The 24,800-nt window shown below is 64.5% G+C and carries 27 protein-coding genes and 1 tRNA gene; 17 read left to right on the plus strand and 11 right to left on the minus strand.

All coding sequences use genetic code 11. The annotated features are described in order from the left end of the window. Positions 1 to 145 precede the first annotated feature (145 nt). A complete protein-coding gene (locus VI234_RS06215) occupies positions 146 to 2,512 on the minus strand; it encodes a methyl-accepting chemotaxis protein (protein WP_336329529.1) in 2,367 nt (788 codons plus the stop codon). A gap of 284 nt (positions 2,513 to 2,796) precedes the next feature. Between VI234_RS06215 and VI234_RS06220 the strand changes: the two genes are divergently transcribed. Then, positions 2,797 to 3,171 (plus strand): YccF domain-containing protein, encoded by a 375-nt coding sequence (locus VI234_RS06220; protein WP_336329530.1) that lies wholly within the window; start codon positions 2,797 to 2,799, stop codon positions 3,169 to 3,171. A 3-nt stretch (positions 3,172 to 3,174) separates the two neighbouring features. Here VI234_RS06220 and VI234_RS06225 read toward each other — a convergent pair whose 3' ends face one another. Continuing rightward, positions 3,175 to 3,690, minus strand: a complete 516-nt coding sequence (locus VI234_RS06225; protein WP_008307172.1) for a CNNM domain-containing protein — start codon at positions 3,688 to 3,690, stop codon at positions 3,175 to 3,177. A 106-nt stretch (positions 3,691 to 3,796) separates the two neighbouring features. Between VI234_RS06225 and VI234_RS06230 the strand changes: the two genes are divergently transcribed. Then, entirely contained in the window at positions 3,797 to 4,117 is a 321-nt protein-coding gene (locus VI234_RS06230) for a DUF7577 domain-containing protein (RefSeq protein WP_336329531.1), read from the plus strand. On the opposite strand, the gene VI234_RS06235 is transcribed toward VI234_RS06230, so the two are convergent. Continuing rightward, on the minus strand, positions 4,118 to 4,957 hold the full coding sequence (locus VI234_RS06235) for a DUF1109 domain-containing protein (protein WP_336329532.1): 840 nt from the start codon (positions 4,955 to 4,957) through the stop codon (positions 4,118 to 4,120). 315 nt (positions 4,958 to 5,272) lie between these two features. Then, positions 5,273 to 6,304: a radical SAM protein gene (locus tag VI234_RS06240; protein WP_008307169.1), complete on the minus strand. Its 1,032-nt coding sequence runs from the start codon at positions 6,302 to 6,304 to the stop codon at positions 5,273 to 5,275. 133 nt (positions 6,305 to 6,437) lie between these two features. Here VI234_RS06240 and VI234_RS06245 point away from each other — a divergent pair, with 133 nt between their 5' ends. From VI234_RS06245 to VI234_RS06265, 5 genes are all read left to right on the plus strand, one after another. Next, a complete protein-coding gene (locus VI234_RS06245) occupies positions 6,438 to 7,772 on the plus strand; it encodes an MFS transporter (RefSeq protein ID WP_336329533.1) in 1,335 nt (444 codons plus the stop codon). A gap of 41 nt (positions 7,773 to 7,813) precedes the next feature. Continuing rightward, the gene (locus VI234_RS06250) at positions 7,814 to 8,314 is read left to right on the plus strand and encodes a phosphate-starvation-inducible PsiE family protein (protein WP_008307167.1); all 501 of its coding nucleotides are present in this window, start codon (positions 7,814 to 7,816) and stop codon (positions 8,312 to 8,314) included. A gap of 45 nt (positions 8,315 to 8,359) precedes the next feature. Further along, on the plus strand, positions 8,360 to 9,457 hold the full coding sequence (locus VI234_RS06255) for a DUF373 family protein (RefSeq protein WP_008307166.1): 1,098 nt from the start codon (positions 8,360 to 8,362) through the stop codon (positions 9,455 to 9,457). Beyond that, positions 9,457 to 9,753: a hypothetical protein gene (locus VI234_RS06260; RefSeq protein WP_008307165.1), complete on the plus strand. Its 297-nt coding sequence runs from the start codon at positions 9,457 to 9,459 to the stop codon at positions 9,751 to 9,753. The genes VI234_RS06255 and VI234_RS06260 overlap by 1 nt, the downstream gene beginning before the upstream one ends. 54 nt (positions 9,754 to 9,807) lie before the next feature. After that, positions 9,808 to 9,912, plus strand: a tRNA-Arg gene (locus tag VI234_RS06265). Between the two features lie 592 nt (positions 9,913 to 10,504). On the opposite strand, the gene VI234_RS06270 is transcribed toward VI234_RS06265, so the two are convergent. Together VI234_RS06270 and VI234_RS06275 are read right to left on the minus strand one after the other, a co-directional pair. Next, positions 10,505 to 10,867, minus strand: a complete 363-nt coding sequence (locus VI234_RS06270) for a group I truncated hemoglobin (protein ID WP_050037307.1) — start codon at positions 10,865 to 10,867, stop codon at positions 10,505 to 10,507. Positions 10,868 to 10,998: 131 nt separating this feature from the next. After that, entirely contained in the window at positions 10,999 to 12,462 is a 1,464-nt protein-coding gene (locus VI234_RS06275; RefSeq protein ID WP_336329534.1) for a hypothetical protein, read from the minus strand. Between the two features lie 145 nt (positions 12,463 to 12,607). Here VI234_RS06275 and VI234_RS06280 point away from each other — a divergent pair, with 145 nt between their 5' ends. Both VI234_RS06280 and VI234_RS06285 read left to right on the plus strand, forming a co-directional pair. Further along, positions 12,608 to 13,057: a TRAM domain-containing protein gene (locus VI234_RS06280; protein WP_050037309.1), complete on the plus strand. Its 450-nt coding sequence runs from the start codon at positions 12,608 to 12,610 to the stop codon at positions 13,055 to 13,057. 76 nt (positions 13,058 to 13,133) lie between these two features. Then, positions 13,134 to 13,916 carry an SDR family oxidoreductase gene (locus VI234_RS06285; protein ID WP_008307161.1) on the plus strand — a complete coding sequence of 261 codons (783 nt, stop codon included), beginning with the start codon at positions 13,134 to 13,136 and terminating at the stop codon, positions 13,914 to 13,916. A gap of 21 nt (positions 13,917 to 13,937) precedes the next feature. Here the strand turns inward: VI234_RS06285 and VI234_RS06290 are convergent, their stop codons facing one another. Both VI234_RS06290 and VI234_RS06295 read right to left on the minus strand, forming a co-directional pair. After that, positions 13,938 to 14,933 (minus strand): mannose-1-phosphate guanylyltransferase, encoded by a 996-nt coding sequence (locus VI234_RS06290; RefSeq protein ID WP_336329535.1) that lies wholly within the window; start codon positions 14,931 to 14,933, stop codon positions 13,938 to 13,940. Positions 14,934 to 15,014: 81 nt separating this feature from the next. After that, on the minus strand, positions 15,015 to 15,299 hold the full coding sequence (locus VI234_RS06295; RefSeq protein ID WP_008307159.1) for a DUF7091 family protein: 285 nt from the start codon (positions 15,297 to 15,299) through the stop codon (positions 15,015 to 15,017). A 178-nt stretch (positions 15,300 to 15,477) separates the two neighbouring features. On the opposite strand from VI234_RS06295, the gene VI234_RS06300 reads away from it, so the two are divergent. Together VI234_RS06300 and VI234_RS06305 are read left to right on the plus strand one after the other, a co-directional pair. Next, the gene (locus VI234_RS06300) at positions 15,478 to 16,422 is read left to right on the plus strand and encodes a replication factor A (RefSeq protein ID WP_008307158.1); all 945 of its coding nucleotides are present in this window, start codon (positions 15,478 to 15,480) and stop codon (positions 16,420 to 16,422) included. Next, positions 16,423 to 17,037: an RPA family protein gene (locus VI234_RS06305; RefSeq protein ID WP_004590293.1), complete on the plus strand. Its 615-nt coding sequence runs from the start codon at positions 16,423 to 16,425 to the stop codon at positions 17,035 to 17,037. It abuts the gene before it with no gap. Positions 17,038 to 17,086: 49 nt separating this feature from the next. Here VI234_RS06305 and VI234_RS06310 read toward each other — a convergent pair whose 3' ends face one another. Further along, entirely contained in the window at positions 17,087 to 17,515 is a 429-nt protein-coding gene (locus VI234_RS06310; protein ID WP_336329536.1) for a VOC family protein, read from the minus strand. 134 nt (positions 17,516 to 17,649) lie between these two features. Here VI234_RS06310 and VI234_RS06315 point away from each other — a divergent pair, with 134 nt between their 5' ends. After that, a complete protein-coding gene (locus VI234_RS06315; protein ID WP_004515935.1) occupies positions 17,650 to 18,084 on the plus strand; it encodes a CopG family transcriptional regulator in 435 nt (144 codons plus the stop codon). Here VI234_RS06315 and VI234_RS06320 read toward each other — a convergent pair. Next, on the minus strand, positions 18,076 to 18,528 hold the full coding sequence (locus VI234_RS06320) for a DUF5814 domain-containing protein (RefSeq protein WP_004590290.1): 453 nt from the start codon (positions 18,526 to 18,528) through the stop codon (positions 18,076 to 18,078). The two genes, VI234_RS06315 and VI234_RS06320, sit on opposite strands and share 9 nt — an antisense overlap. Positions 18,529 to 18,881: 353 nt before the next feature. Between VI234_RS06320 and VI234_RS06325 the strand changes: the two genes are divergently transcribed. From VI234_RS06325 to VI234_RS06335, 3 genes are all read left to right on the plus strand, one after another. Continuing rightward, on the plus strand, positions 18,882 to 19,730 hold the full coding sequence (locus VI234_RS06325; RefSeq protein WP_336329537.1) for an HNH endonuclease: 849 nt from the start codon (positions 18,882 to 18,884) through the stop codon (positions 19,728 to 19,730). A 43-nt stretch (positions 19,731 to 19,773) separates the two neighbouring features. Then, positions 19,774 to 20,052 carry a hypothetical protein gene (locus VI234_RS06330; RefSeq protein WP_008307154.1) on the plus strand — a complete coding sequence of 93 codons (279 nt, stop codon included), beginning with the start codon at positions 19,774 to 19,776 and terminating at the stop codon, positions 20,050 to 20,052. Positions 20,053 to 20,143: 91 nt separating this feature from the next. Continuing rightward, complete coding sequence (locus tag VI234_RS06335) at positions 20,144 to 20,788, plus strand: phosphoribosyltransferase (protein WP_008307152.1); 645 nt, start codon at positions 20,144 to 20,146, stop codon at positions 20,786 to 20,788. A gap of 3 nt (positions 20,789 to 20,791) precedes the next feature. Here the strand turns inward: VI234_RS06335 and VI234_RS06340 are convergent, their stop codons facing one another. Beyond that, positions 20,792 to 21,997, minus strand: coding sequence for a CBS domain-containing protein (locus VI234_RS06340; protein WP_336329538.1), 1,206 nt, complete (start codon positions 21,995 to 21,997; stop codon positions 20,792 to 20,794). Between the two features lie 101 nt (positions 21,998 to 22,098). On the opposite strand from VI234_RS06340, the gene VI234_RS06345 reads away from it, so the two are divergent. Together VI234_RS06345 and VI234_RS06350 are read left to right on the plus strand one after the other, a co-directional pair. Next, complete coding sequence (locus tag VI234_RS06345; RefSeq protein ID WP_008307150.1) at positions 22,099 to 22,464, plus strand: cupin domain-containing protein; 366 nt, start codon at positions 22,099 to 22,101, stop codon at positions 22,462 to 22,464. Between the two features lie 286 nt (positions 22,465 to 22,750). After that, entirely contained in the window at positions 22,751 to 24,796 is a 2,046-nt protein-coding gene (locus VI234_RS06350) for a DEAD/DEAH box helicase (RefSeq protein ID WP_008307148.1), read from the plus strand. The last annotated feature ends 4 nt before the right edge of the window (positions 24,797 to 24,800 follow it).

Below are 24,800 nucleotides of genomic sequence, written 5' to 3' on the forward strand. Positions count from 1 at the left end.
ACGTTTTCAAGGAGCGGTCGCCAGCGGCGACCCGACGCCGAAAAAGGTCGGTGCAAGTCGTCCAGCGGAACGGGACGTTCGTCTTCGAAGACGGGTTCGAGGACTAACGGCTGGGTAGGGTCCTCGTCGGAGAGCCGCTGACCGCTCAGTCGTCTCCTGTTGACTCTACTTCTGTCTGGTTCTTGATCGCTGCATCGAACACGTCGGTCTCACCGTCGATGCTACCGAGCTCTTCGTCGACAGTGAACGCTTCGAGCAGCTGCCCGAGATCAGTGGCGCGCTCGGAGAGCTGTGTGACGGAGGATTCGACGCTATCGACGGCCGTGACTTGCTCGGTCGCCGCGTCGGCGACGGCTGCCGCTTCGGTCGCTGTGGCGTCGCTGATATCGCCGACTCCCTCGACCATCGAGACGACTTCCTGCGTGGACGCCGCCTGTTCGTCGGTCGCCCTGTCGATCTCCCGCATTCCGGTGGTCGCGTCCTCGATGTCGTCGACGATGCCGTCGAACGCCGCCAGCGCCTCGCCGACGGTCTCGGCCCCGGTGGCGACCTTCGACTGAGTGGTGTGCATCTCGTCGACGGTGCGTTCGACCTGTTCGCGCATCTCGCCGATGGCGGTCTCGATGTCGTCGGTCGCGGCGACCGTCTCGTCTGCGAGAGCCTTCACCTCGTCGGCGACAACGGCGAACCCGTCGCCCTCACCGCTGGTCCCGGCACGGGCGGCTTCGATGTTTGCGTTCAGTGCGAGCATTGTCGTCTGGTCCGCGATGTCCGCGATGAGGTCGGTTACGGCTTCGACCTCACTCATCAGCGCGTCGAGTTCCTCGACCTGAACGACGGTCTCTCCGGTCGAGATCTCGATTTCGTCGAGGGCCGTCGCTGCACGCTGGGCCGCCGCGCGCCCGTCTTGCGACCGGTCGAGCGCCTCGTCGGCGCGGTCCCTGACGGTGTCGGCGGCGGTCGATACCTCTTCGACGGTGGCAGAGAGGTCTTCCAGCTCCGCCAGAACGGTATCGAGCTTCGCCGACTGGGCCTCCGCGCCGTCGGCCATCTCCGTCGCCGAGTCCTTGACACCGGTGCTGCGGTCGTGGACCGCGGCGACGTTCTCGGAGACAGTCCCGCTGGCGGCCTGGACCGACTCACTGAATGTCCGGACCTCGCGCATGGTGTCCTCCCACTCGTCGAGCATCGCGTTGTACGTCGTCGCGATGTGGGTCATCGACTCGTTGTCCGCGTCTGTCGCCATCCGCGCCGTCAGATCGCCGTCGGCGCAGGCGTCCATGACGTCACCGTAGGCCGCGGCGCGGTCCTGCAGTTGCTCACTGAGTTCCAGCGCGTCCTCGCGAGCCGATTCGGCTTCCCGCTTGGCCGATTCCGCCTCGCTCCTCGCTGACTCGGCGCTTTCCCTGGCCCGTTCGGTGTCGGTAATCTGCTCCCGCAGGGACCGACGCATCTCGTCGAACGCGTCGAACAGGCGGCCGATCTCGTCGTCGCGGGCCGTGTCGAGCGTCACGTCGAGGTCGCCTGTTTTCATCCTGTCGGCCGTTTCGGCGAGGTCCGCGAGAGTCGTCGCCGACCGCTTCCCCATGCCGATGGTCACGCCCCCGAGGACGACCAGCGCGGACGCGAGCGTCAGGAGGAGGCTGGTCCCGATTTGGTTCCGCATGGCGTAGGCGCTCGACGCCGGTACCTGGGTCACGACAGTCCAGCGGACGCTATCGAGGTTCGCGTAGCCGTACACCGTTCCCGAGGACTGCTCGAACCCGTCCCCGTCGCCGCTCGCAAACGCCGTGGCCGTTGCCGAGGGGACGCTCTGGCCGACGACTGCTGACCCGTCCGGTCCGAGAATTGTCGTCTCACCGTCGGTCATCGATCCGCGGAACTCCTCGGTCCGGGCGGAGAGGTTCGCTTCGACGACGACGACGTGTTCGGTGTTTCGCGGGGGCGAACTGACGAACGCGAGAACGTTGTCGTTGGTCACCGGCGACTTGTAGGGCTCTTCCGGCACAACGACGGCCCCCGACGTGTCGGTTTCGCTGTCGACCCCCGCCATCTCCGAGCCCCACGGTACACCCAACTCGGCGAGTGTCTGCCCGCGGATCCCGTTCGCGGTGCTTGCCTCCACCGTCCCGTCCGACGCCTGTACGTAATGCACGGCGACGAACTCGGAGGTAAGGTCACTCGACTCTAGCAGGAGATAGTCCTTGATGACGCCCGGCTGTCCGTTCTGGAACTCCTTGACCGACGAGAGCGTTCGGGTCTGCCGGCGGAAACCGTCGACCCAGTTGTCGAGACCGTCCGCCTGTAACTCGGCGGTCGAGACGACCTGTGACTCGACACGGCGGTCGAGCGTTCGCGTGGTGTCGACGTAGAACGCCGCTCCGATGCCACCGGCGACCAGTACTGCCACTAGCACGGCCGCGAGAAACTTCCTGACGAATCGTTTCCGGATAGCATCCGGGACGAACCGTGAAACCCGGAACCGGGACGGACGAAAGCGTTGGCTCACCATTCGTCCGCCGGTTTCTAATTATTATACAAAAAGCTGCCACATATATAGAATTACTGACTGAGGCATATACGAACATATTGGCCAGAGAACGGCATTTTCAGGCGATCTGATGGACGATATACTCATCCCATTTTTGAGACCTGTCCGTGAATATATCATCTGCTATGCGTCGGGTATCACCTCTGATACTGATCTGGTAGACGCCCGACAGTGTGGGTACACCTATGATGACGCATCCCGCCACCGAACCAGAAACTTATGCCGGCAGGTATGGTAGCTCCTGTATGAGTGAACAGCGGTCCCTCCTCGTTCGGGCGGTGTGGTTTCTGCTCGTCGGCTGGTGGGTGACGGGCATCTGGCTCTCGGTCGCGTGGCTACTGAACGTCACGATCATCGGCATCCCGCTGGGCATCAAGATGATAAACAGGGTACCGCTCGTGCTGACGCTCAAGCGGCGCGACCGACTCGTCACAGAGACCGACGGTGGCTCGCAACACTCGCTGCTCGTCCGCGCCGTCTGGTTCGTCTTCGTCGGCTGGTGGGCCAGCGGCATCTGGACCGGCGTCGCGTACGCGCTGTCGGTGACGATCATCGGCCTCCCGCTGGCGATCTGGATGTACAACAAGCTCCCGTTCGTCGTTTCGCTGTACCAGTACTGACGGTCAGTCCAGATACGGCTTCTCGATGTCCGTCTCGACGGGGATGAGGGCGTTTATGCGACTGGTAATTCCGTCGAACAACGTGATAAGCGGGGAGAGCACGCGCTCGACGATCCGGACCGGCGATGCGACGGTCAGGGCCCATTCTTGCGCGTTGCCGAGGCCGAACGCCTTCGGCACGATCTCGCCGAAAATCAGGATGAGGAAGCTGGTGACGACCGTGGTTGCAACGACCGCCGGCCCCGGAGAGAGATAGCTCGCGACGAGCACGGTGATGATGCTCGAAATCGCGATGTTGACGATGTTGTTGCCGACCAGCAGTGTCACCAGCAGGCGGTGTGGGTTGTCGTACAGCTCTTCCAGCACCTGGGCCTGTCGGTCGCCCGTCGCCGCCTGCTGTGCTATCCAGTCCTTCTGTAGCGAGAACACTGCGATCTCCGAGCTCGAAAAGAACGCGCTCAACCCGAGGAGCAAGACCACGGCGAGTCCGCCACCGACTGCCACGATAGGGCCACTCATACCCTGTCTTCAGCGAGGCGGGGCAAGAAGGCGTCGACGCGGCCTGACGGCCCCGAGCCGACGGATGCGGCGAAGGATACTCGACGTTCCAGCCCATTGTGACTGTATGCCACTCGGCCAGGTGGAACTGGCGTTGCGCGTCATCGCTGGCCTGTTCGTCATCGTCGCGCCGACGCTGCTGTTTCTTGGACTGTGGCGCGGCCTCGAAGCGATGCGTGACGACGAACTCATCCAGCAGGTCCACCGGCGCGCCGAGATGAAAGACCAGTCGCCGACCAGACCCGACTGGTCGGCCGACGTATTGACCGACGCCGAGGCGTCACCGCTGTCGGCGACCAATATGTCGGTCGTGACCTGTAGCACCTGTGGAACGCCGAACATGCAAGACGCCACCTACTGTCAGGAATGTCTCAGGGAACTGGAGTAGTCAGTCTAACGTGTCGCCTTCGTCGACCTGAATCGCTATCGTCGGCTCGGAGCGCTCCGCGCTGCAGTCGATGTCTCGCTCGACGGCGTACGTTTTTGGCTCCGTCCGGTTCGGGTCAATCGGTAACTCGGCGGTGACGGCGTAGGACTTCGTCGTCGAAGCGCCGATGGTGTCTTCGTCCCACTGGATGTCGGTGTCCACGTACACGCTGTCCTGCGGGTGGTCTGTCGGCCCGACCAGACAGCCCGAAAGCGAGGGGAGGTCTAGCGCTCGCAGGAACGGTGACGGGTTCGATGCGGTAACGGCTCCGATCTCCGCCTCGATGTACGGGTACCTGTCCTGGCTCTCTCCTGCCTCCGGAGCCGGCACGGTGACGGACCCGTTCGTCTGCACTTCGTAGGTCACCCCGCCACTGAGCGCGTCGGCTCCCACGAGCACGCCGCTCACGACGAGGAGGCCGCCGAGGGCGACTGCCGCTGTTTGCCGCGACGGTGTCGGAATCCCCGCTCGGAGCGCGTAGCCGAGGCCAACGAACAGCCCCGCGGACGCGGCGAGCAACAGGAACGTGCCAGTTTCACCCGGCGAATACCGGACGACGACGTAGCCGGCGAACACGACGTAGGTCACGCCACTGAGAGCGAAGGCGACGACGTCAAGCACGTCCCGTTCGAGGGCCACGCCCGCAACGAACAGCGCAACAAAGCCCAGCAACAGCAGCGCCGCTTTCACTGTTATCGAGAGATCGAACACGACGTCCCGGACGAAATACAGCAGCGCCGCCGCGGCGAACAGGACACCGAGTGCGTACAGCAGTTTGCCGCTGTCGATAGCCAGGCGCATGGAGGGTCACTGGCATTTCTCTTAGCTGATAAATAAAGCCACGGCTGGAGAGTACAGGCCTGTGTGATGCAGAAACCGGGCAGAAAAACGGAACCCATGTCTCAGTCGTCAGCCGTTGCTCGTCCAGCGTCAGCACCGTTGGACAGCGGCGTCCGCTCGACGACCGTCCCGTCGTATGTCGGGTACTGCCGCGAGTACCTTTTTCATCGTCGGGTTTCCTCGCTCGCTCCGCTCACTGCGGGAACCACTCCTCGAAAAATCTACGCTAAAAAACCGGACGTCTCACTCGCTTCGCTCGTTCGCGTCCAGAACGACTCAGTCCCCCACCGCCGACTGCTCCGACTGCGGATTCGAAGCCGACAGCGGCGTCCGCTCGACAACCGTCCCGTCGTACGTCGGGTACTGCTCGACGATTTCGCCCTTCTCGACGTCGCCCTCTTCGACCATCTCTTCGAGCAGCCACCAGGCGAGTTCGACGTGCTCGGATTTGACTGTGTAGTACTCCTCGGGGACGCCGAGGGTTTCGAGTCGTGCTTCGGAGGTCCACGCCTTCCCGTAGACGAGCGTGCCGTCGTCAGTCACGTCGTCGAAGGGCCGGCGGATGTTGCGGGCCATCCGCTTGAGCCGTGAGCGGTGCTGGGCGGCGTCTTTGAACACGCTCGTACAGAAGTACACCTTCTCGTGGTCGCCCATCTTCTCCAGGATGTCGTGGGAGCCCTCGACAGCGCTCATGTGGTCTTCCTTCAGTTCGAAGCCCTCCTCCTGCATCCGGCGGTAGTTCCCGTCGGACATCTCGAACTCGTTGATGTTACAGAAGTCGGCCGCGCCCTCGTCGAGGAATTCGAGGAACTCCTCCTCCGCGCGGATGCCGGGAATCTCGAAGGCGGGGGTCAGCCCCTCCTCGCGGGCGATGTAGAGGATGTCCTCCCACTCGGTCCCGTGGAGGTCACCCCACTGCTCCAGGGGCGGGTGGAAGCGGATCTCGTCGAGACCCGCTTCCGAGAGGCGGCGCATGTTCTCGCGGCCGCCGGGGATGCCGGTGTAGAGGTGCGTGTGGTGATCCTCGCCGAACTCGTCTTTCAGCAGTTCCAGATAGTGACAGGTCCGGTCGAGCACTTCTTGGGGTTCGCCGCCGGTGATCGATGTGCCGAGCGCGCTCATGCGCTTGGCCTCCTCGATGACGTCCGAGTCGTCCTCGACGGGACGCTCGTTGGCGTACATCTGGGTGACGTTCTTGCGGTTTTCCCCGAGGGGACAGTAGAAGCAGTCTCGCTGGTCGCAGTAGCCGTAGACGAACAGCACCATCTTGCCGCCTTTGGCGCACTGTTCGCAGCCCTCGGAAATCATTGTCTCTAGCCACTCCGCCCAGCGGGAAAAAGCGTGCGCATCGGTTCTGGCGTGGGACGGGACGGCATGGGTCGTCCCCCTGACTGTCCTGGCCTCCCTGGCTCTTATCCCGCTCCCCGACGCAGACGGTGGTATGACAGACACCGGGACCGGAATCACCGGATCCCGCCGCCGTCGCGGCCTCGCGGTCGTCTTCTTCGTGGTCTTTCTGGACCTGCTGGGGTTCGGTATCATCATCCCCATTCTGCCGTACTACACGCGCACGTTCCCGGGCGGCACGGAGTTCGTCATCGGACTGCTCGCGGCGTCCTACTCCGCGATGCAGTTCGTCTTCGCACCGCTGCTTGGCTCGCTGTCGGACCGCGTCGGTCGCCGCCCGGTGCTGGTGGTGTCGCTGTGTGGCTCCGTCGTCGCGTGGACGGTGTTTGGGCTGGCCGACGCGCTGTGGCTCCTGTTTCTGTCCCGGATGCTGGCCGGCGCGATGGGCGGGAACCTCTCGACGGCACAGGCCTACGTCGCCGACGTGACGCCGCCGGAGCGGCGGGCCGCGGCCCTGGGGTTCATCGGGGCCGCGTTCGGCCTCGGCTTCATCTTCGGCCCCGGTATCGGCGCGGTGTTGAGCTTCGACGCCACGGTTACCGCCGTCGACGGCCTTTTGCCGGCGGCCGTCCCGATAACCCGGTTTTCGCTCCCGAGCTTCGCCGCCGCGGCCGCGAGCCTGGGTGGCGTGTTCGTCGCACTCCTCTTTCTCCCCGAGTCCAGAAGAGCGTCCACGTCCACGGACACGACGGAACGTACGTCTGCGGTTACGCAACTCCGCACGGCGGTGGCGACGCCGGGTCTCCGTCCCCTGCTCGTGGCCTTCTTTCTCGTCTCTTTCGCCTTCTCCGGCGTGCAGGTGATGTTCGTCCCCTACGTCGCCGACATCTACGGCTACACCGCGGCCCAGAGCGCGCTGCTGTTGACCTACATCGGCGTCGTCGCGGTCATCACGCAGGGGGTCCTCGTCGGCCGGCTCTCGGCCCGCTACAGCCCGGTCCGGCTCTCGGTGTTCGGGACCGGGCTGCTCGCCGTCGGCGTCGGCGCGATCCCGATTTCGCGGCCCATCGGGTCGGTACTCCCCGACCTGACCAATCTCGTCCCGTTTCTTACTGCTGACCTGCTTGGCTTGCTTCTCGTGCTGACAGTGCTGCCGCTCGGCAACGGTATCCTCTCGGTGACGCTGACAGCGCTGGTTTCCCAGCAGGCCAGCGCGGCCCTCCAGGGGAGCGCCTTCGGCGTCACGCAGGGCGCTGGCAGTCTCGCCCGGACCGTCGGCCCGCCGGTCATGGGGGGACTGTACTTCGCCGTCGGCTACTGGTCGCCCTTCGTCGTCGGGAGCGTCCTGTTGCTCCCGGTGCTGTGGCTCGTCGCCAGATTGGGCGCGACACCGGAGTCCTACGAGCCCCGGCCGGCGGACCCACGCTAGATGGGGCCTGCTTTGAATGGGCTGGCGTTCGTTTCGTGCGTATGGACGACGAGGAGTCCGACCCCGTCGGCGGGCCGCTACCGGCGGCGAAGTCGTTTGACGACAAGGTGCTCGGAATCAGCGAGACGGCGATTCGGTACGTCGAAGTCGTCGCGGCACTGGTGATCGTCCTCCTCTTTGCTATCGGCGTGTTCGACCTGAGCCTCCAGATATTCCAGAGCGCGCTCCGTGGCGACATCACCGACCCGCTGGTCGTCGTCGGTTTCATCGACACTGCCCTCCTCCTGTTCATCATCGTCGAGGTGTACCAGACCGTCGTCGCGTACACGCAGGAAAGTGAAACCCGACGTATCGTTCGCCTGGTCATCTACACGGGCGTCATCGCAATGGTCCGGAAGGCTATCATCTTCCGCACCGGTGAGTACAGCTCCGAACAGGCCGCGCTCACCGCCGCAGCGGCGTACACGCTCATCATTCTCGGGCTCGCCGCACTGCTGCTCGTCGAGCGGCGGACCCGCGGGACGCTGCCGGAATCAGAGTGAGGCGGTCCCGAAAGAAGTTAAACACAGACGGCGTAGCGCCGGTAGATGCTGCTGGTGCTGTGTATCGACCTCGACGACGACCTCGGCCGCAAGACCGGTATCGAGACGCCAGTCATCGGGCGCGATGCCGTCGTAGACGCAGCGGTGGCGCTGGCCTCGAACGACCCGGAGGACTCCGACGTGAACGTCCTCTTCGAGGGCGTCCACATCTACGACGACATCACCGACGAACCGGTCGAAGTCGCGGCCGTCACCGGTGTCGACGGAAGCGACGTCGCCGCCAACCGGGCGGTCGGCGAGGAGGTCGATACCGTTCTCGCGTCGCTGGCGGCCAGCGAGGACGTGCGGGCGCTCATCGTCACTGACGGCGCACAGGACGAATCGGTGGTCCCCGTCATCCGCTCGCGGGTCCGCATCGACGGCGTCCGCCGCGTCGTCGTCCGCCAGGCACAGAACCTCGAATCGATGTACTACACCATCAAGCAGGTGCTCGACGACCCGGAGACCCGCGGCACAATTTTGGTTCCGCTCGGTATCCTCCTGCTCATCTACCCGCTGACAATCGCCATCGAGGCGCTGGGCTACCCCGGCTCCGCGCTGGGTGTCATCTCTGGCCTGCTTGGGCTCTACATCCTCGCCCGGGGCCTCGGCGCTGAGAAGATACTGGACGAAGCGGTCGAACGGGTGACTTCAGGGCTGTACGCCGGTCGCGTGACGATCATCACCTACGTCGTCGCGGCCGCGCTGCTCGCCATCGGCGGCGTCAGCGGCGTTCAGGAACTCGAACGCCAGACCGACCCCGACGCCCTCGAAGTCATCGCGTCGCTGGTTTCGGGAGCGATCCAGTGGTTCGCCGCCGCCGGCATCACCTCCAGCCTCGGCCGCGTGACCGACGAGTATCTCGACGGCAGCTTCCGCTGGCGGTATCTCAACGCCCCCTTCTATGTTCTGTCGATTGCCGCCGTATTGCACGCCGTCAGCGCCTTCTTCCTCGGGGTTCGGGATCTGGAGTACCTCGCGGTGATGCTCACCGGCGGGACGCTGCTCGGCCTGGTCAGCACGCTGGCCTTCGCCGTCGCGGAGGCCCGCTTCGACCACCCCGAACAGCACAATCAAGGCCCCGGCGGTCCCTCGTCCGAGTGATGTATGTCTCCCGTGCCGTCGAGAGTCTGCGTGCGGACCCCATCGAAGGCGAGCCTGTCGACCTGGTTCTCGAAACGGCCGACGACGCCGACTCCGAGCGTGTCGCCGCGGCCGCGGCGGCCGCCGGCGCGACCGTCGAGCGCCGCCTCCAGTTCGACGACCTGCTGGTCTCGACCACGCAGGACGAAATCGACGCCCTCTGTGAGCTGGACGGGCTGACCGCGATTCAGACCGGGAACGTCAACGCCATTACGACGGCTGATGACGTCGAAGAAGACCTCGACCACGGTGACTAACCGGCGACCGCGTTCCGCATTTCTTTTGTCACCACCGGAAGTACACGACAGCGAGGGCACGTAGCTCAGTCCGGATAGAGCGTCGGACTTCTATCTCCGCTGGCTGTGCCATCGGGGGAAGATATCCGACGGTCGTGGGTTCGAATCCCACCGTGCCCGTGAAGCCGCTGAACGATAGTGAAGCGTGCTGAACCGCAGCACGCAGGGGATTCGAATCACGCCAGACTGAACGGAGTGAGGCCTGGCCTCGGGTGAGAATCCCACCATCCCGTTATCTCCGAATAAAAGCAACGTAGACAGCCACGCGACACGCCGAGGAGTCACATTCTCAAAACAACAAACGCGCCATCGGTCGCATTCCAGCGTCCCCCGCGGTTCGCTGCCGACTGACCGCTCTGAAACTGCCTGTCACCATCGGTATGTCCCACCAGAACCAGTCCTCAGAATGTCGCAGTGAAGGGCACACTACTGCCGATACCTAGTCGGCTCGCATGACTTGTCAGAGGCACGGCAACCCGACTTGGGGGGATGGTATCGGTTTCGTACCCTCCACAGCCATGGTTTTCCCGGCGAGATGTATGAAACAGCGACATTTTCACACCCAGCTATTGTTTTGAAAACATGGGTGAACCGTTGGTGTGGCGGTCGCCGTCTCGGCTCTCGTTCACAGGGCCGGACCTACAGCGACACCGAGCTGTTCCGGTCTCCAAACGGCTCCAGCGCTGTGTCTGAATGCATCCGAACCCCAGTGCTACGCTTCTACGATGTCGTCTTCCATGGCAGCGACCTCCGTGAGAATCGCTTCGACGTCGTCGTCGGGGACGCCGTTCTCCCGGAGCGCGGCTTCGAGGTGGGTCGCGACGTTGGCGAACGCTTCCTCGGTGATTCCCATGCCCTCGTGGGCGGTCTGCATGTCATCGCCGTCGTAGTCGACCGGTCCGCCGGCGACGGCACTGATGAACTGCGCCTGGTGGCTGCGGAGCTGGTCCATGTCGGTCGCTTCGAAGTACGGGTCGAGCACCGGGTCGTCGAGCACCCGGTCGTAGAAATCCGAGACCACCGCGTCGACCGCGTCGCGACCGCCGATCCGCTCGAAGATGGACTGTGATGCCATTGTCAGGTGACAGGTAAGCGGCCGGCATGACAGTTGTGGAAAAACATATTCGGCACAGAACGCCGCGTTGGCGCTCGGACGCGATGCGTGGCCTAGCCCCTCTCAAAGCAGGCGAAGCGATCATCGAAGCGCTACAGCCGTTTGCGCCGTCGCTGCCGACCGACCAGTACCACCGACAGTATGCCGAGCGTCCCGAGCACGGTCCACTCCCCGTGACGGTCGGTGATGGGCTGTGCGGTACCGATGCCGTGCTTGCCCTCGTCGTCGGCGCTGGTCGCTGTGGCCGCGCCGCTATCGACTGACGGCGCGAAATTCGCCCGCCGGCCGGTCGTATCCGCCGCGCTGCTTCGCCGCAGGTCGCGGTCACTGAGTGCGTCGGTCTGGACCGACGGCGCGGTGTCAGTGACAGCCTGTCGAACGAACGCGTCGAGGTCGTCCCCGGCGACAGCCGACACTGTCTCGGCGAACAGCCTGAGTGTAATTCGCTCGTCTCGCCGGGTCAGCCTGTCGAGGACGGTTTCGAACGTTCGGTTACCGTCGGTCGCCTGCCGGAGGCGGGCGTCGATGGCCGCGACGACACGCGTTCCCTTGTGGTACTGCGCGCCCGGTCCGACCCAGCTATCGGGCTGTGTCAGGTCAGCGGTTTCGTGGCGCTCGGTCGTAATCCTCTCATGAAACTGGTCTTTTTCGATACCGCCCGCGCTGTAGGTGAGCGCCGCGGTGTGATAGTCCGCGCTCCCCTCACTGAGCCAGTCCATCGCCGGTGTCGTCTCGAACGTCTCCCGGGTGTGGCGGTACTCGTGGACCCAGACGTTGACCGGTGTCAGGACGGGTTCGCCGGCGTTGACGATGACATCTGACTCGCCGTTCGACGGGGTGTACCCGCCCGGTGCGAGTTCGTTCGGCGCGACAAACACGCGGATGTGGTCGTGGTCCGCTCCGGCGGTCGAGGCACGCTTCGCGTGGCTGATGGAGTCCAAGACGGCGGTTCGGTTGGGTCGCAGGTCCGAAGCCGCCGGGACAACGAGCGTGATTCGGTCCCTGTCGACTGTTCTGGTTTCTGTCTCGTGGGGACCGATGTAGGCGGCCGTACGCCCGGCGACACCGTTCTGGCCGGGCGCGAGCGCGAGCGACTCGTTCCACGTGGGCCGCGGCCCGACGTGCCAGCGCCAGCGGGCACGCAGTGACACTTCCTGTCTGGCCAGCAGCGTCCAGTTGTCGGTGTCGGCGGTCCGCTGGCCGAACGTCGTCGAGAGTCCGACCGGCACAGTGTAGGTCAACTGTGCTGTCCTCGTATCGCCGCTGAGACGCCAGCGGTCGCCATCGGACTCGAGGCCGTCGGCTCGAAGCACAGTCGTCTCCGCCGGCGTCCGAACTGACAGTCCAGTGACGTGCCGTGGTCGCTCAATCGTCGCGGTCACCCGTACCCGACCGGTCTGGGTCGGCTCTCTGTCGACTGTGTACCGGACATCAATCGAATTATCGCTGTCGCTGGTGCCGATTTGTGCCGGTGGACTCGACTCGACACCGAGGGCGACTGGAGACGTGCAAACCAGAAGCAGGCAAACCAGCCCTGCCGACATCTGCGTTCTCATAGCTCTGGGCACTGCCGAATGCTACGCGACAACCAGCGAGTGGCAGTAAAGTGTGTGCCGGTGAAAATCTCAAACGTAATAACAGGCTGTGCGGCGCGGAGATGGGGTCGCAAGCGTTTTGCCAGCGGCCACGTTATCCCCTGATATGGCCGATTGTCCGCTCGCAGACGACTGTCCCAAATTCACCGAACGAATCCAGGGGATGGGCTGTACCCACTACGGCGACCGTGGCGGCGCCGAGTGGTGCAATCACTACAACCAGCCGATCTCGGAGCTCAAGAGCCAGCCGGTCAAGATGGGCGAGGAAGTCGCCGTCGACGTCGAGGACATCCACGAGAGCGGTGCCGGCGTCGGTCGGACCGAGGACGGCTTCATCATCATGGTGGACGGCGTGCTCCCGCCGGCCCGCTCGCTGGTCAAGGTGACCAACGTCCACTCGAACCACGCCCGCGCCGAGGAGGTCGAGCGACTGGAGATGGACGAAGAGCTCTCCGAATCCGAAACCGACGAGAGCGACACCGAGACCGACGAGACGGACGACGACCCCGACGACGGCCGGCGTCTCGGGAGCCGGGACAACTTCTGGGGCAGCTAGGACAGTCCGCGGTCGACAGTCATTGGGACAGTTTGCGAGCGGGACTTCTTTGGGACAGTCGGTACTTCTCCCGGACATGGACCTCGAACTCGATGGCAACGCAGCGCTGTGTACCGCCGCGACGAGCGGCCTCGGACTCGCGAGCGCCGAAGCCCTCGCCGCTGAGGGAGCCGACGTGGCCGTCTGTGGCCGAACGCCCGAACACGTCGACGAGGCACGGGACCGGCTCGAATCGGTCGGCGACGGCGATGTACTGGCCGTCGAGGCCGACATCACTGACCCCGACCAGATCGAGGCGCTCGTCGAGGAGACCGTCGACAGCTTCGGCGGCCTCGATCACGTCGTCACCAGCGCCGGTGGCCCCGCCCCCGGACCGTTCATGGAGACGACGGAACGGGACTGGTACGGCGCGTACGACCTGCTGGTGATGAGCGCCGTCTGGACGACCAAGACCGCCTACCCCTACCTCCGGGAGTCGGAGGCCGGGACCATCGTCAACATCACCTCCCGTTCAGTCCGGGAGGTCATCGACGACCTGGTGCTCTCGAACGCTGTCCGTCGAGCCGTCATCGGCCTGATGAAGACGCAGGCCCGCGAGTTCGCACCGGAAGTCCGCGTGAACGCGGTCCTGCCCGGCGCACACGAGACGCCCCGCATCGAGGAACTCGTCGAGGCGGCCGTCGAGCGCGGCGAGTACGACTCCTACGAGGAGGGCATCGAATCCTGGTCCGACGCGCCGCTCCAGCGCGTCGGCCAGCCCGAGGAACTCGGAGACGTGGTGGCGTTCCTCTCGTCGGCCCGCTCCTCCTACGTCACCGGGACGGCCCTGCCCGTCGACGGCGGCGCGATGCGGAGCTAACAGCCCTGGCCGCCGATCCGCTCAGAATCGCTCGTCATCGCGTAGCTCCGACACGACCTCCCGAACGCGCTGAGCCTCGTCTTTCGGGACGACGAGCGTTCGGTCGTCGAAGGTGGCTACCACGAGGTCTTCGACGCCGACGGCGCTGACGTGCCCGTCGCTCGCCAGCACGTTCCCGTCGGCGTCGATGGTGACCGCCTCCCCCAGCACCGCGTTTCCGTCCTGTTTGTCGAGGATGCGCTCGAAGGCGTCCCACGACCCCAGGTCGTCCCAGTCCAGCGCCGCCGGGACGACGAAGGCGTTCTCGGCGTCTTCGAGCACGGCGTAGTCGATGCTCACCGGGTCGACGGCGTCGAATGCGGCGTCGTAATCGCCTTGATCCAACCGCTCGATCATCGGTGCAAGCGGCGAGGACGCGGCAGCAGACAGGAAAGCCGTCGGCGTCCACGCGAACAGCCCGGCGTTCCAGTAGAACCCCTCCCGGACGTACCGCTCTGCGGTCTCCCGGTCGGGTTTCTCGTGGAACGTCTCGACCGGCGCGAAGCCGTTCTCGGACGTCCCGGGCTTGATGTAGCCGTAGCCGGTCGCCGGCCGGTCCGGCTCGATGCCGACGGTGACGAGCCCCTCGGTTTCCACTGCGACCCGCGCTGCCGTGCGTGCGACTTCCGCGAACGGCCCCGAAATCCGGTGATCGCTCGGCAGACACAGCAGGACACAGTCCCCGACCTGCTCGCGGATACGGTGTGCCGCGTACGCCAGCGCCGGGCCGGTGTCTTTGGGCTCGGGTTCGGTCAGCACTGCCGCACTAGGGGCGCGTTCACGCACCCCGTCGGCGAATGACTCCCGGGTCAGAACGTATGTCTCGTCCGCGAAGCCGACACGGTTGACCGTCTCGGCGAGCAGGGACTGTTCTCGGCCAAAGGAGAGAAACTGCTTTGGCCGGTCGCTCCGGCTCGCCGGATACAGCCGTGTGCCGGTTCCCCCGGCCAGGACGAGCGCGACGATTGGTCGCTCCATACTCGGCGTTCGCCCGGCCGGTGCTAAAGTGTTGTACTGGTGACCGAGATGCGACCCGGTGAATCCACTGCCGTCGGTTGGCTACCACGTCTCTATCGTGCCGTCTCTGATGTCTTCGACACAGCCCTGACAGTCCGGGTTCTCGGCGTCGTAACACACCGGCCGGCGCTGCTCGTCCATCGACACCGCGCGGTACTCGGCGTGGCGGCGACAGACGATGCGGGCCCGCCCCTCCTCGTCCCTGGGCAGGCCGGCCTCCGCCGACCGCTTGCCGTTCTGATAGGCCTTCTTCGCGTCCGAGAGCTGCTGCTCGGCCGACCGCAAGGTATCTCGGATGAACCGTGCGAGGCGGTCGTCGTCGGCCATACCGACCGTTGTGCCCGCCGACAAATCAATCTTCTCGCGTGGCTCTCACAGCTCAATTCAGGGGCCACGACATCCGAACGCAGCTTCACTTTCACTCCGCCGGGCGAGTGTTTATTACCGAAGGCGACCAAGCGTCGGATGTCTCCCAACGAAAACCAGGCGGAGACAGTGAAAGCCAATGACTGAGTCAGATTTGCGTACCCACGCGACAGAGATACACGAGCAGTTTTCCGACCAGCTAGAGATCGACGTCGACGACGTCGTCGAGCGGCTCGATACGCTGGTGAACGACTATCAGGTCCCGATCAGCGAGGCCCGCCGAAGCGTCGTTAACACGTACCTCGACGAGGCCGGTATGGACCGCGACCAGCTGGGCGGCGGCGACGGCGGCGGCAACGAGCAGGTGGACGTCGCCGACGTCGACGCCCCCGAGGAGTGGGTCGACGTCCGCGCGACGGTCGTCGAACTCTGGGAGCCGCGCGCCGACGCCGTGGCCCAGGTCGGCCTGCTGGGCGACGAGACGGGCACGATCAAGTTCACGAAGTGGTCGAAGTCCGACCTCCCGTCGCTCGAAGAAGGCAAGTCCTACGCCCTGCGCAACGTCGTCACCGACGAGTACCAGGGCCGCTTCTCCGTGAAGCTCAACCGGACGACGACCATCGAGGAACTGGACGAAGCAATCGAGGTCGGCGACGACAGCGTCGAGGCCGAGGGCGCACTGGTCGACATCCAGTCCGGCTCCGGGCTCATCAAGCGCTGTCCCGAGGACGACTGCACGCGCGTCCTCCAGAACGGCCGCTGTAGCGAACACGGCGAGGTCGAAGGCGAGTTCGACCTCCGCATCAAGGGCGTCCTCGACGACGGCGAGGAGGTCACCGAGGTCATCTTCGACGAGGAGGCGACAGAGGAACTGACCGGCATCGCCCTCGAAGAGGCGAAAGAGATGGCGATGGACGCGCTCGACACGACCGTCGTCGCAGACGAGATGCGACAGAAGATTCTCGGCCGGTACTACCGCGTCCGGGGCCCGACCTTCGGCCGCTACCTGCTCGCCGACGAGCAGGAGCGACTGACCGGGGCCGTGGATGCAGACGAGATTCTCATCAAAGCGAGGTCGATCTAAATGGCGAGTACACCCACCCGCGAGGTCGCACGGCGCGTCTTCGCACGCGAGTTCAACGACGCGAGTTACACGTTCAAAGAATCCGACGACGACCGCGCGCCGGTGTACGTCCTCCTGCCGACCGGCCAGCGCGCCAACCGCGTGTTCCTGGTCGGGACCCTCACCGAGACCGAAGACGTCGGCGAGGACAGCGAGTACTGGCAGGGACGGGTCGTCGACCCCAACGGCGACACGTTCTTCATGTACGCCGGGCAGTACCAGCCCGACGCGGCGTCGATGCTGCGCGAACTGGAGCCCCCGGCCTACGTCGCCGTCGTCGGCAAGCCACGCACCTACGAGACCGACGAGGGCGAGGTCAACGTCTCGATCCGCCCCGAGTCTATCTCGGAGGTCGACGAGGCGACGCGGGACCGCTGGGTCGTGGAGACGGCCGAGCGCACGCTCGACCGGGTCAAGCGGTACAAGGAGGCCGACCTCGAGGACCCGGCCACCGACGAGTACATCGCGATGGCCGACGAGGAGTACGAGCAGTTGTCAATCGAGAACTACCGGCAGTCGGTCGTCGGCGCACTCGAAAGCCTGCAGGACGAACAGGCCGAAGCCAGCGCGGACTGAGACGGACTGGTCTCGGCCCGCTTTTTCGACTTTAGCGGTTTTGCCGACGCTACGGCTCTAGTAGCTCGATTCGGTTCCCTTCTGGATCGACGACGAACATGATCGTCGTCCCGCTCTCGGTCGTTTGCGGGCCGCTGAGCGTTTCGACTTCGTCGGGCAGTCGGTCGGTGACGGCGTCGAGGTCGTCGACTTCCAGCCCGGGATGGGTCGCTCCCGGTCGATTGAGGTCCGGGTCCGGCATCGCCTCGCCTTCCGGCTCGTAGGTCGCCAGTTCCAGGCGTACGCCGCCAGCGTCGAGGTGGACCAGTTCGGCGCTGGCTCCCTCGATGTCGACAGCGGTGCCGAACGCCTCGTCACCGACCGAGAAGCGCGTCAGCACGTCGAGTCCGAGCACGTCGCGGTAGAACTCAATGGCACGGTCCAGGTCGCTGACGATGATACCGAAGTGGTGAGCGGTTGCGTCGATGTCTGTCGCCATCTCTGTCCGGAACCGTGGTCGGCCGGCTGTTAAATCACAGCGGTTCGACTGTTGCGACTCACGGCTACCAGGGAATCGGTCCGGTAGCGTCTGACAAACGATTAAATACGTTGCTACTAAAACAGTACGTAACTATGGGCAACAAAAACAAAACAATCTCCTTTCGCGTCAGCGAGGACAAATTCGAAACCCTCCGCGAAATCGCCGAGGAACGCGATATCTCGCTGTCCGCCGTCTTCCGGGATTACGTCGACACGCTTGTTTCCCACGACGGTCAGGTGAAGGTCGCGCCGGAACACGAGTTCGAGGACGACGCGACCGAGACCAGCACCGAGAGCTTCCCGCCGAAAGTCGAAGTTCCGAAGAGCTTCGTCCGCGAACACGAACGGCTCGAACTCGAAGCCGAACACCTCCGCGAACAACTGGAAGAACACAAGCGTTACGTCACCAAACTCCGCCAGCAACTCGACGAGATGGACCAAGACGAGGTCATTCACCTCGAAGACCTCGACCAGGGCGAAGAGGAGGACGCCTCCTATCGCATCGGCAGCTTCGACGACCTAGAGTAACCGCTGGCGTTTCTGCTGTACGTCCTCGGCGACGTCGTCGCGCCCATCGACGTCGGCCAGGGTCTCCACGGCTTCTAACGTTCTGACGGAGTTATCGAGGAACGAGAGCACGTCGCCCGGATAGGCATACAGCATGTAGTCGTCGCTCATCACGTCGACGATCGCGTCCGGCCCCATGCCCTGCTCGCGCAGTTCCAGCAGGTACGAGATGAACTTCCGCTCGGCACAGCCACAGTGTGGGTTGGCCTCACAGTCACAGTCGAGGAAGTCCTCAGCGAAATCGAGGACTCGCTCCCTAGAGGCTTCGTCGAGCTTTGCCAGCCCTTCGCCCTGGAAGAGGATGTCCAGCGTCGCGCCCTTGAACGCCCCCTTCGGAAAGCTCGTCTCTAGCTGGGAGGCGAGTTGCTGGTGGTTCTTGACGTATATCTTGTCCGTGATGGCCACGCGTGCCTCGCTGTACGCGTCGGCTGTGTAAAAGCGTCTCGAAGCAGCCGGTGACCTGGACGAAATCCACTCCGAACCGATGTACAACCGCTGTCATGCGCTCTCACGACTCACTGGTTTCCAGATTCGTAACGTATTTCTGTTCCAGCGGAATATCTATGAATGCTTCAAAAGCGTGTCCGGGCTGGGGTAGTGGCATCCTTTAGCCTTGTGGTGGCTAAGAGGCGGGTTCAATTCCCGCGCCCGGACCTAGACCTTCTTCCCGTCGATTTCGACACCTTCAGCATCTGTCGGTTTTCACTTTCATTCCCGTCTCCGCTTATTTATAATGTGTCAGGATGTAGTACTTTCTGATGGCAAGCCACGACTGCCCCTCCTGTGACCGGACGTTTGACTCTAAACGCGGCCTCGGCGTTCACCACAGCAGTGCTCACGGCGAACGCCTGCCAAACAGGGAATGTGACCGCTGTTCGGACAGATTCTACTCTGAATACGAGAAACGGTACTGCTCTGACGAATGCCGCGACACCGCAGTCTCCTTTTCAGGGGCCGATAACCCGAACTATTCCAGCGCGAAGGAGGAGACGACCTGTGACAACTGCGGCACGAGTTTCGAGTACTACCCATCAGAAAAGGAGGGGTGTTATTGCCCGGACTGTGTCGAGAACGCTGAGTGGCGACACACGCGACAGATTTCCGGGGCTGACAACCCGAACTGGAACGGCGGAACGCTCAGCTTCGATTGTTCTGTCTGTGACAGCCCCGTTGAGCGATATCCGAGCGATGTGACCGGTGAAGTCGTCCTTTGCAGCCGCGACTGCCACGCCGAGTGGCTCTCGGAGGCGTTCACCGGCGACGGACATCCGAACTGGCGCGGCGGTGGCGTCGGCGAATACGGGCCGGGATGGCGGGCGGTGCGCGAGCAGGCCCTGGAGCGCGACGACCACGCCTGCGTGCTGTGTGGCGCTGCTGCCGACGACCTGGGGCGGAACCCGGACGTGCACCACATCGTGCCGGTCCGGCTGTTCGCCGCGATGCCGGCCCTCGCCGTCCGGGACGCACACACGCTGGACAACGTCGTCTCGCTGTGTCCGGGCTGTCATCGCCGCGCGGAGTTCGGTCGGGTCTCGCCGTCGGAACTGCGCTGGCGGGCCGGCATCCCTCGGACTGATGCCCCCGTCGTAGGCGGCGCGATGGCGTAACCGGACCGGAATCTACACAATCAGTCCCGCCGCCAGTACGCGTATGTCACCCACTGTCGACGAACTGCGGAACGAGATCCGCGAGGCTGTCGGGCGGTACGAACGCCCGGTTTCGACGGCTTTTACCAAGGAAGCTCTGGCGGCTATCTGCGGGGCTGTCGGGTACGATATCGACACCGACCGGTTGCCGTCGAAACCACAGATGCGGGCGGGAATTCTCTGGCAAATCGGTGAGCGGGACGACGATGACCCGGCGGACGCGGAGCAGCCCTTCCGGAAGGGGGAACTCGAAGCGATTGCCGCGGCGCTGTCCGACGAGTAACGCCGTCGTCGACTGGGGCGAGAGTCCAGTTGGCAATCCAGCAGTCGTTAGAATGCGGAGATATTTGCCTCCCGACAGCGAACTAACCAGTATGGGACGCAACCGCTCCCCGACGTTCGAGAACAGGCAGACTGCCGGTCGGCGGCTGGGAGAGGCGTTGCGCGAGCGGGACATCGCGGTCGACATCGTCCTCGCGATACCGCGCGGTGGGCTGCCAGTGGCGCGTCCCGTTGCTGACGCGCTGGACGTGCCGCTGGACATCGCGGTCGCAAAGAAGATCGGCGCACCGAACAACCCCGAGTACGCTATCGGCGCTGTCGCCGCCGACGGGTCGGTCTGGCTCAACACCGATGTCATCGAGCGACGAGAGGTTCCCCGCGACTACGTTGCGAGCACACGAGCGGAAATGGCGGACGCCGCCCGACAGAAAGCCCAGCGCTACCGCGACTCGGAGTCGTCGCCGCTCACAGGCAAGCGGGTGTGTCTCGTCGACGACGGCGTGGCGACGGGCGCGACGGCGCGGGCCTGCATCGAGCAGATTCGACAGGCCGGTCCCGAGCGACTCGTGCTTGCGGTGCCGGTCGCTTCGCCGCGGGCGATTTCGGACCTCGAAGCGCTGGTCGACGAAGTGGTCTGTCTGGAAGTCCCGTCGGCGTTCCGCGCTGTCGGCCAGTACTACGAGCAGTTCGACCAGGTTTCCGACGAGGACGCGATGTCGTATCTCGACGGCGAGTGACCGTTACCGCTCTATCCTTGATTCCGGCCGGACAGTCTCGGTCTCCGTCTCACCGATGGGGGTAAAGTCGCCGCTGGACTTGATAATCGAGAGCGCTGTCATGATGTCTGTCCGGGTGAGTAACCCCTCGAAGGAGTCGTCCTCGTCAGTGACGAGCAGGCGACCGACGGAGTTCTGCTGGAGCGAGGTCAGCGCGTCCATCACATCGGTGTCCGGGCTGATCGTGATGATCTCCGTCGTCATCACGTCGCCGACGGTGTAGGCCTCGCGCTCGACCTCCTGGACGGCGCGGGCGTCTTCGAGCGTGACGAGGCCGACGACCTCGCCGCCGCGCTCGACCGGATAGCCGGTGTGGCGCTCCTTGAACATCGTCTGGATGAGCTCCCGGACGGACATGTTCTCGGGGACTGTCGTTACGTGGTCCGCCGGCGTCATCACGTCCGCGACGGTGACGCCCTCGAACGCGGCCCGCATCGAGGTCTGGCGGGACTCGCCCGCCGCGCCGATGTAGATGAAGAAGGCGAGGCCGGCGAGGAAGATATTCCCGAGGACGAAGATGCCGAAGAGGCCGAGGAAGACGGCGAACACCTTTCCGACTTCGGCGGCGATGGTGGTGGCTCTGGCGTAGGACCGCCGGCGGGCCAGCAGTGCGCGCAGGACGCGGCCGCCGTCCATCGGGAAGCCCGGGAGCATATTGAACGCCGCCAGCGCGAGGTTCATCAGCGCGAGATAGCCGAGGATGAACCGTGCCGATTCGACGATGGTCCCCACACCGCTCGGGAGAATCTGAAACGCGACAAAACAGACAACGCCTACGGCGATGCTGACGATGGGGCCGGCGATAGCGATGACCAGCTCCTGTTTCCAGTCTTCGGGCATCTCGCTGAGCTGGGCGATGCCGCCGAACAGCCAGAGCGTGATGGAGTCGATAGGGAAGCCATAGCGGATGGCCACGAGGGAGTGGCCGAGTTCGTGGAGGACGACACCGGTGAACAGGCCGACCGCCGCACCGATGCCGAGCACCCAGACGAGTGCGCCGTCGGTGAGGACGGCCACGTCCAGCCCGGCGTTCAGCGTCCCGTTCAACAGCTCGGTCGTCTGTTCGATCCGTGTCCCGATAATCCAGGCGAACAGCGGTAGCACGAGGAGAAACGTCAGATCCAACTGGATGGGGATTCCGAACGCGCTTCCGATACGAAACCGGCGCATACCCGTCGTTTGTCGGGGGACGGTCTTAAGCCCCCTTGGCGGGACTGCCACGGTTACCGACGCCGGCACGCCTTTTGCAACGCACCTGCGATGGACCACACATGAGCGACCCACTGATTCGCTGCGCGGACGACATCGAGTACGAACCCGTCGACGCCGCCGACGGGCTGGAAAAGGGTGTCCTCATCGGCGAGGGTAACGGCGGCGGGAACCTCGCACTCCGTCGCTTCACGCTCGCCCCCGGCGGCAGCGTGCCGAAACACACCAACGAAATCGAACACGAGCAGTACGTCCTTTCCGGACGGTACACCGTCGGCATCGAAGGCGAGGAGCACGCAGTCGAGGCCGGTGACAGCCTCCACATCCCCGCCGGCGCTGTCCACTGGTACCGTAACGACGGCGACGAACCGGGCGCGTTCCTCTGTGCGGTTCCCGCCGGCGACGACGAAATCAAACTGCAAGGGTGACCCGGAGCAACAGTTCACTTCTCCCCGTACTTGGAACAGTGCGGGCCAGACTGCCCTACCCGTCGCTCGTTGGACAAGCCATGCTGGGTGGGACTGAAAGGGGCGGTCGGCTACGCGAACCCCGACGACGCAAGCACTGTACCGAGCGAAGCGAGGGAAGCGCACAGCGAGGCGCGGGAGCGTAGCCGACCGGGGCTTTCCGGCTGTTTAAATCAACTGTCACAGCACCAGTAACACCCACAGCTAGTCCGAACCGCTCAAGTAGCGCAGTCGCCTCTAGACGACTGTGTCACAGCAGGCCGCACAGGTAGAGACGCTGTTCCTCCACGAACACGGCGAGGAGTTCCGCGTCGCCGCGCACCGGGACGGCGAGCGCCTCTTCCACGGCATCCTCGAACTGAAAGAGACCGACGCCGGCCCCCGCCCGCGTCGGCTCCGAGTCAAGGACGGGACCAGCGAGGAGCTTCGGTCGCCCGACCAGTTCGTCGACCTCGCCCGCCGTGCGGCCCGCATTCGTATTTCCGAGCAGACTGCTCCGCGTGCACGCGAGCGAATCCGCGAGATGCTCGACGCGTACCAGATCGAGGCCAAGGTCGTCCGGACCTGCCGGCTGTGTGCCTCCGACGGGCGCTACTCGCCGATTACCAGCGAGACGGCTATCGAGACTGACGACGAGACCATCTGCCCGGAGTGCGCTCGCCACCAGCTCGACCGCGAACTCGCGTTCAAGGGGAGTATCAGCGGCGACGCCCGCGACCGGCTCGAAGAGCTCTTACTCGAGGTGCAGGACCTCGACCGGGTGACGAACCTCCTGTCGGGCCAACTGGACCCGGACCTGACGAAGTTCGACGAGATTTCGGCCACCGTCGACGAGGTCGACCCCGTTCGCGTCGACTCGCTGGACCTTCACCCGGGAATGCAGGACCATCTCGAATCCCGGTTCGACACGCTGCTGCCGGTCCAGAGTCTCGCCGTCGAGCACGGGGCCACCGAGGGCCGCGACCAGCTGGTCGTGAGCGCGACGGCGACGGGGAAGACGCTCATCGGCGAGATGGCGGGTATCGACCGCGTCCTGAACAACAAGGGCACGATGCTGTTTCTCGTCCCGCTGGTCGCACTCGCGAACCAGAAGTACGAGCAGTTTCAAGACCGCTACGGCGACATGGTCGACGTGTCGCTGCGCGTGGGCGCGAGCCGCATCGCTGACGAGGGTGGGCGGTTCGACCCCGAAGCCGATGTCATCGTCGGGACCTACGAGGGAATCGACCACGCGCTCCGGACCGGCAAGGACCTCGGGACGGTCGGGACCGTCGTCATCGACGAGGTCCACACGCTCGGTGAAGACGAACGGGGACACCGGCTCGACGGCCTGATTTCCAGACTCAAATACTACTGTGAATCAGGTGGCGCACCTGACAGCGGCGACACGCAGTGGATCTACCTCTCGGCGACGGTCGGCAATCCAGGCCAACTGGCCGACCAGCTCCGGGCGACGCTCATCGAGTTCGAGGAGCGGCCGGTCCCCATCGAGCGCCACGTCACGTTCGCCGACGGCCGCGAGAAGATCGAGACGGAAAAGAAGCTCGTCAAGCGGGCCTTCGACAACAAGTCCAGCAAGGGGTACCGCGGTCAGACTATCATCTTCACGAACTCCCGACGGCGCTGCCACCAGATTTCACGGAAACTGGAGTACAGCTCCGCGCCGTACCACGCCGGGCTGGACAACCGGAAGCGCCAGCGGGTCGAGCGGCAGTTCGCCGACCAGGACCTCGCGGCGGTTGTGACGACGGCGGCCCTCGCAGCGGGGGTCGACTTCCCGGCCTCACAGGTCATCTTCGACTCGCTTGCGATGGGTATCGAGTGGCTCACCGTCCAGGAGTTCAGCCAGATGCTCGGCCGGGCCGGCCGCCCGGACTACCACGACAAGGGCACCGTCTACATGCTGGTCGAGCCGGACTGTTCGTACCACAACAGCATGGAGATGACCGAGGACGAGGTGGCGTTCAAGCTCCTGAAAGGCGAGATGGAGCCGGTCATTACCCGCTACGACGAGGGCGCGGCCGTCGAGGAGACGCTGGCGAACGTCACCGTCGCCGGCAAGCAGGCCAAGCGGCTCAACGACCGGATGGTCGGCGAGGTGCCGACGAAACACGCGCTGGGGAAGCTACTGGAGTACGAATTTATCGACGGCCTCTCGCCGACGCCGCTCGGCCGAGCCGTGACCCGGCACTTCCTCGCGCCCGACGAGTCGTTCCAACTGCTCGACGGCATCCGGAAGGGACAGCACCCCTACGAGATCGTCGCCGACATGGAACTGCGCGACGAGCACTGAACCG

It is taken from the genome of Haloarcula sp. CGMCC 1.2071 (genome assembly GCF_037078445.1).
GTDB classification, from domain to species: Archaea; Halobacteriota; Halobacteria; order Halobacteriales; family Haloarculaceae; genus Haloarcula; species Haloarcula amylolytica.

What these genes read in the sequence shown, in the direction of transcription:
- VI234_RS06215 (WP_336329529.1), bottom strand. Translation starts at nt 2,512, where the DNA reads ATGGTGAGCCAACGCTTTCGTCCGTCCCGGTTCCGGGTTTCACGGTTC.
- VI234_RS06220 (WP_336329530.1), top strand. Translation starts at nt 2,797, where the DNA reads ATGAGTGAACAGCGGTCCCTCCTCGTTCGGGCGGTGTGGTTTCTGCTC.
- VI234_RS06225 (WP_008307172.1), bottom strand. Translation starts at nt 3,690, where the DNA reads ATGAGTGGCCCTATCGTGGCAGTCGGTGGCGGACTCGCCGTGGTCTTG.
- VI234_RS06230 (WP_336329531.1), top strand. Translation starts at nt 3,797, where the DNA reads ATGCCACTCGGCCAGGTGGAACTGGCGTTGCGCGTCATCGCTGGCCTG.
- VI234_RS06235 (WP_336329532.1), bottom strand. Translation starts at nt 4,957, where the DNA reads ATGCGCCTGGCTATCGACAGCGGCAAACTGCTGTACGCACTCGGTGTC.
- VI234_RS06240 (WP_008307169.1), bottom strand. Translation starts at nt 6,304, where the DNA reads ATGATTTCCGAGGGCTGCGAACAGTGCGCCAAAGGCGGCAAGATGGTG.
- VI234_RS06245 (WP_336329533.1), top strand. Translation starts at nt 6,438, where the DNA reads ATGACAGACACCGGGACCGGAATCACCGGATCCCGCCGCCGTCGCGGC.
- VI234_RS06250 (WP_008307167.1), top strand. Translation starts at nt 7,814, where the DNA reads ATGGACGACGAGGAGTCCGACCCCGTCGGCGGGCCGCTACCGGCGGCG.
- VI234_RS06255 (WP_008307166.1), top strand. Translation starts at nt 8,360, where the DNA reads ATGCTGCTGGTGCTGTGTATCGACCTCGACGACGACCTCGGCCGCAAG.
- VI234_RS06260 (WP_008307165.1), top strand. Translation starts at nt 9,457, where the DNA reads ATGTATGTCTCCCGTGCCGTCGAGAGTCTGCGTGCGGACCCCATCGAA.
- VI234_RS06270 (WP_050037307.1), bottom strand. Translation starts at nt 10,867, where the DNA reads ATGGCATCACAGTCCATCTTCGAGCGGATCGGCGGTCGCGACGCGGTC.
- VI234_RS06275 (WP_336329534.1), bottom strand. Translation starts at nt 12,462, where the DNA reads ATGAGAACGCAGATGTCGGCAGGGCTGGTTTGCCTGCTTCTGGTTTGC.
- VI234_RS06280 (WP_050037309.1), top strand. Translation starts at nt 12,608, where the DNA reads ATGGCCGATTGTCCGCTCGCAGACGACTGTCCCAAATTCACCGAACGA.
- VI234_RS06285 (WP_008307161.1), top strand. Translation starts at nt 13,134, where the DNA reads ATGGACCTCGAACTCGATGGCAACGCAGCGCTGTGTACCGCCGCGACG.
- VI234_RS06290 (WP_336329535.1), bottom strand. Translation starts at nt 14,933, where the DNA reads ATGGAGCGACCAATCGTCGCGCTCGTCCTGGCCGGGGGAACCGGCACA.
- VI234_RS06295 (WP_008307159.1), bottom strand. Translation starts at nt 15,299, where the DNA reads ATGGCCGACGACGACCGCCTCGCACGGTTCATCCGAGATACCTTGCGG.
- VI234_RS06300 (WP_008307158.1), top strand. Translation starts at nt 15,478, where the DNA reads ATGACTGAGTCAGATTTGCGTACCCACGCGACAGAGATACACGAGCAG.
- VI234_RS06305 (WP_004590293.1), top strand. Translation starts at nt 16,423, where the DNA reads ATGGCGAGTACACCCACCCGCGAGGTCGCACGGCGCGTCTTCGCACGC.
- VI234_RS06310 (WP_336329536.1), bottom strand. Translation starts at nt 17,515, where the DNA reads ATGGCGACAGACATCGACGCAACCGCTCACCACTTCGGTATCATCGTC.
- VI234_RS06315 (WP_004515935.1), top strand. Translation starts at nt 17,650, where the DNA reads ATGGGCAACAAAAACAAAACAATCTCCTTTCGCGTCAGCGAGGACAAA.
- VI234_RS06325 (WP_336329537.1), top strand. Translation starts at nt 18,882, where the DNA reads ATGGCAAGCCACGACTGCCCCTCCTGTGACCGGACGTTTGACTCTAAA.
- VI234_RS06330 (WP_008307154.1), top strand. Translation starts at nt 19,774, where the DNA reads ATGTCACCCACTGTCGACGAACTGCGGAACGAGATCCGCGAGGCTGTC.
- VI234_RS06335 (WP_008307152.1), top strand. Translation starts at nt 20,144, where the DNA reads ATGGGACGCAACCGCTCCCCGACGTTCGAGAACAGGCAGACTGCCGGT.
- VI234_RS06340 (WP_336329538.1), bottom strand. Translation starts at nt 21,997, where the DNA reads ATGCGCCGGTTTCGTATCGGAAGCGCGTTCGGAATCCCCATCCAGTTG.
- VI234_RS06345 (WP_008307150.1), top strand. Translation starts at nt 22,099, where the DNA reads ATGAGCGACCCACTGATTCGCTGCGCGGACGACATCGAGTACGAACCC.